Source organism: Candidatus Cloacimonadota bacterium (genome assembly GCA_011372345.1).
GTDB lineage: Bacteria > Cloacimonadota > Cloacimonadia > Cloacimonadales > TCS61 > DRTC01.
The window spans coordinates 1-3,303 of record DRTC01000544.1; the positions used below are offsets into that span (position 1 = coordinate 1).

Annotated in this window: 3 protein-coding genes; 1 reads left to right on the plus strand and 2 read right to left on the minus strand. The window is 37.6% G+C overall.

Going from position 1 to position 3,303, the window contains the following annotated elements; translation table 11 throughout:
- The first annotated feature begins 73 nt into the window (after positions 1-73).
- Positions 74-352, plus strand: a complete 279-nt coding sequence (locus ENL20_10310) for a hypothetical protein (protein HHE38949.1) — start codon at positions 74-76, stop codon at positions 350-352.
- Positions 353-453: 101 nt separating this feature from the next.
- On the opposite strand, the gene ENL20_10315 is transcribed toward ENL20_10310, so the two are convergent.
- Complete coding sequence (locus ENL20_10315) at positions 454-1,017, minus strand: sortase (protein ID HHE38950.1); 564 nt, start codon at positions 1,015-1,017, stop codon at positions 454-456.
- Positions 1,018-1,166: 149 nt separating this feature from the next.
- A partial coding sequence (locus ENL20_10320) for a marine proteobacterial sortase target protein (GenBank protein ID HHE38951.1) occupies positions 1,167-3,303 on the minus strand: 2,137 nt, incomplete at its 5' end.

Genomic DNA, 3,303 nt, shown 5'->3' on the forward strand with positions numbered 1-3,303 from the left:
ACGCGATGTTCTGAACTGGATGCTGTCACGGGAAAAATTGTTGGTTGAGAAGAGGAAGAGGATTGAAGATTGCATGATAATTACATCAGGCATTCCCAAACAGGAGTTTGGGAACGAGATGAATGGACCTCATGTTGAGCTGGACTGGGAAGCTGTTCCCGGTGCGGATAGTTATAAAATTGAGAGATCGGATGAACCTTATGCGGGATTTGGTTATTTGGATTCTTCCTCTACAAATAGTTTTACTCACAACGATGTAGTGTTTAATCCGAAATCTTTTTATAGGATCATTACGGTTGATAATGATCTCATCCTGTATTGGAGAGATTTGTCGGGGAATAGGTTGGAATAGGAAATTATAAGATTATATTAAAAATGCCCTGGTTATTCAGGGCATTTTTTTTGAGGTTGGACTCAATGACAATTATTCCGTGATTATCTGCTGAATCCGTATCATCCGCGTTCAATCTCCTTCGCCCAGACCACAAACCGTTCAGGAGCAGGTCCGATAAAATGAAATGGATAACAGGTCATCAAAATCAGCCAGTCCTCATCTTTTTTCTCCATTAGTTTTCTTTCTGCAATTTCGGTTGGCAGGATCTCGATCTCCAGAATTTGATATTCTTTCTTTTCACCGTTCTGTTTTTCAAGGAAGATATGATCCGAGTCATTCAGCATTTTCAGGTTATAAAAATGCATATCCCGATGAGCAGTGATGGTTTTCATACCATTTTGCTTTTTTTGAGGATCAAGGAATTTCAGGCAGGGATATTTATCTAAATTAATTCTATCAGGTTCCATTAAAATCGGATAAGAAATATTTACTGCTGGAATTTCCAACCAGTACACAAATGATAATGTGTCCTGGTCATACTGTTTCCACTTCTGCTTGATCTTTTGAATCCTCATTTCTCTGTATTTTAAAGAACCGATCTTGTATAAAGGTTTGGCGATGATAAAACTTCCTGAAAGAAATAATAAAAGCTGGATGAATGTGACTATTCTCTTTTTTTTCATTTTCGGAATCCTTTGTTCACAATGTCCATTCTCCGTAGCAGGCTACAGCGAAGGATAAAAGCCTGTAGAAATGTAACATTTTTTTGTTTTCGTAGGGAACAGGCATGCCTGTTCCCTACTTTTAAAATAACATTATTTTCTTATCATTTTCATCTGCTGAATATCCTGATCACAATAACTATCAGGATCATCGCAAATCCTATCAGCAATATCAGATAATTATTCGTTGCCGTCCCATAAAACACGGACGGATCCCAGCCTTTGGGAAGATTGACCGGAACTTTCACGATTTTCAGAGTTCCGTCAGGCTGTTTCTCTTGTTTCATTTTATATTCGACTGCTACCCGCGAGGTATATTGCGAAACAAGTTGATGTTCGAGTGCAACTTGAAGAACCTGATCCCTCAATTTTTTATTTATTTCAGGATTCCTGGATTTCATCATCTGATACATCAGGTCATGGATATTTGCTCTGCCGAACATTTTTTCGATGGCAGGAAAGGTTTTTGATTTCCTTTGATCTATTGGAAAATCGTAGATCACCTCTTCCCCATTCAATATTCCTGATATTTTCATCTTTCCTTTAAAATCGGAAGGATATTTTGCAAAAACCTGCAAAGGTCTCTCATAAAATACATCAGGACACAATTTTGGGAAATGCTCAACGATTTTTTCTTTTCCTGTTTTGGAATTCAGCCATTTGATCGCAATATCAGTCAAAACCGGATTTTCCAGAGTCTTGAAGAAATCACTCATCACTTCTCCAATATCTTCGTGTGAATGAATGAAACGCGACTGTCCTCTCCCGATCTCCGCCATTTTTTTCATCAGATGTTCATTGGGGGCACTACCGATCCCGAAAGTAAAAAGCCGACCATTTCCCAGTTTATCATTGAGCAGATGAAATAATGTGTTCTCATTTCCAACACAACCGTCAGTCAGGAAAACAATCATTTTCAGGGCATAATCTCTGGTTGGAAGATCGAGCACATAACGAAGAGCTTTCTGCATTTCCGTTCCACCTCCGGATTGGAGAGAATTGATGTATCCTTTTGCAGATTCGATCTTATCAGAAGTTGCTTTCCGCAGGACAGGACTGAAATAAGAAAATTCATTAGCAAACCGCACGATCGTAAATTGATCTTCATTCCGAAGCATTTTCAGACATTGCTTCAAACCTTGTTTTGCCTGTCCGATAGATGAGCCGGACATAGAACCGCTTGTATCTATCAGAAAGATCACATCGCGAGGAATAAAAACAGTTTTTTCCTTTTTTGTGGGTGGAAAGACTGTGATCATACTATAAGTTGAATTTTCCGATTTGGAATCGAGTAGAGAAATCCGGGGAGAATTGTTTTCCTTCAAATATAGTTTCAGATTAAAATCACAATCAGGAGCAGTTTTGCCTTCAGCAAGAGAAACAAGAAATTTTTGCGAATTTATCTTCTCGATATCGATAGCGTGTGTCGATGAAAATCCATCCTTTATAGGAAGACCATCAATCTCGATATTTAAGGAAAGATAATGTTCATTCTCCATATTCAATGGAATTAAAGGAGGATTTATGCGATGAGCATCATTGACATCTGAAGTGACATAAACATTGGAATTTTCATCTCTCTCTAATTTATACGGAATATACCTTTGACCGATAACCATCGGAAAATTGAGTTCATACTTTCCCTTCTGATACTCCAGTTTTTCAAGGTAAGAAAAACTTACTTTAACGGTTTCTCCTGGTTGGAAATTGGCAACGGATGTTGTGAAGATATTCTCTCTTTCCTGCTCCAGCAAAGCAGTTCGTTTTCCCTGTTTTTTAGCATTTTCATAAGTTCGTTTCGCTTCCTTTTTCTCCTTTACAACGCTCTCAATGATCTTATTTCCAATTCGCAACTCCATTCCAGTGATCGTAGCTTGCGAGGGAAGTGGAAAAATATAGATCGCTTCCAAAGGATTTTTGGTATCATTATAAAAAGTTTGAGTTACATCAGTTTGGGAAATTCCTGCTGTGATCTTCATTTCCACATCGGTTTTTTTGAGAGGAAGAATTATCTGACTATTATTTGAATTTCGGGCAAATAAAACTCCTCCTTTCTTTTCTTCTTTTTTAAGTTTCTTGATCTTTGGTCTGGGAATTTCAGGTTTTAAAATTTTTTGAGGAATTGAATCTTTTATCGCTTCCACTCTCGTTTTATCGACTTCCGGTTTTTTTATTTCTTCTTTCTTTTCTTTGCTGCAGTTAGGAAGGAATACCAGGAAAATAATAAAGAAGATGAATAATATCTTC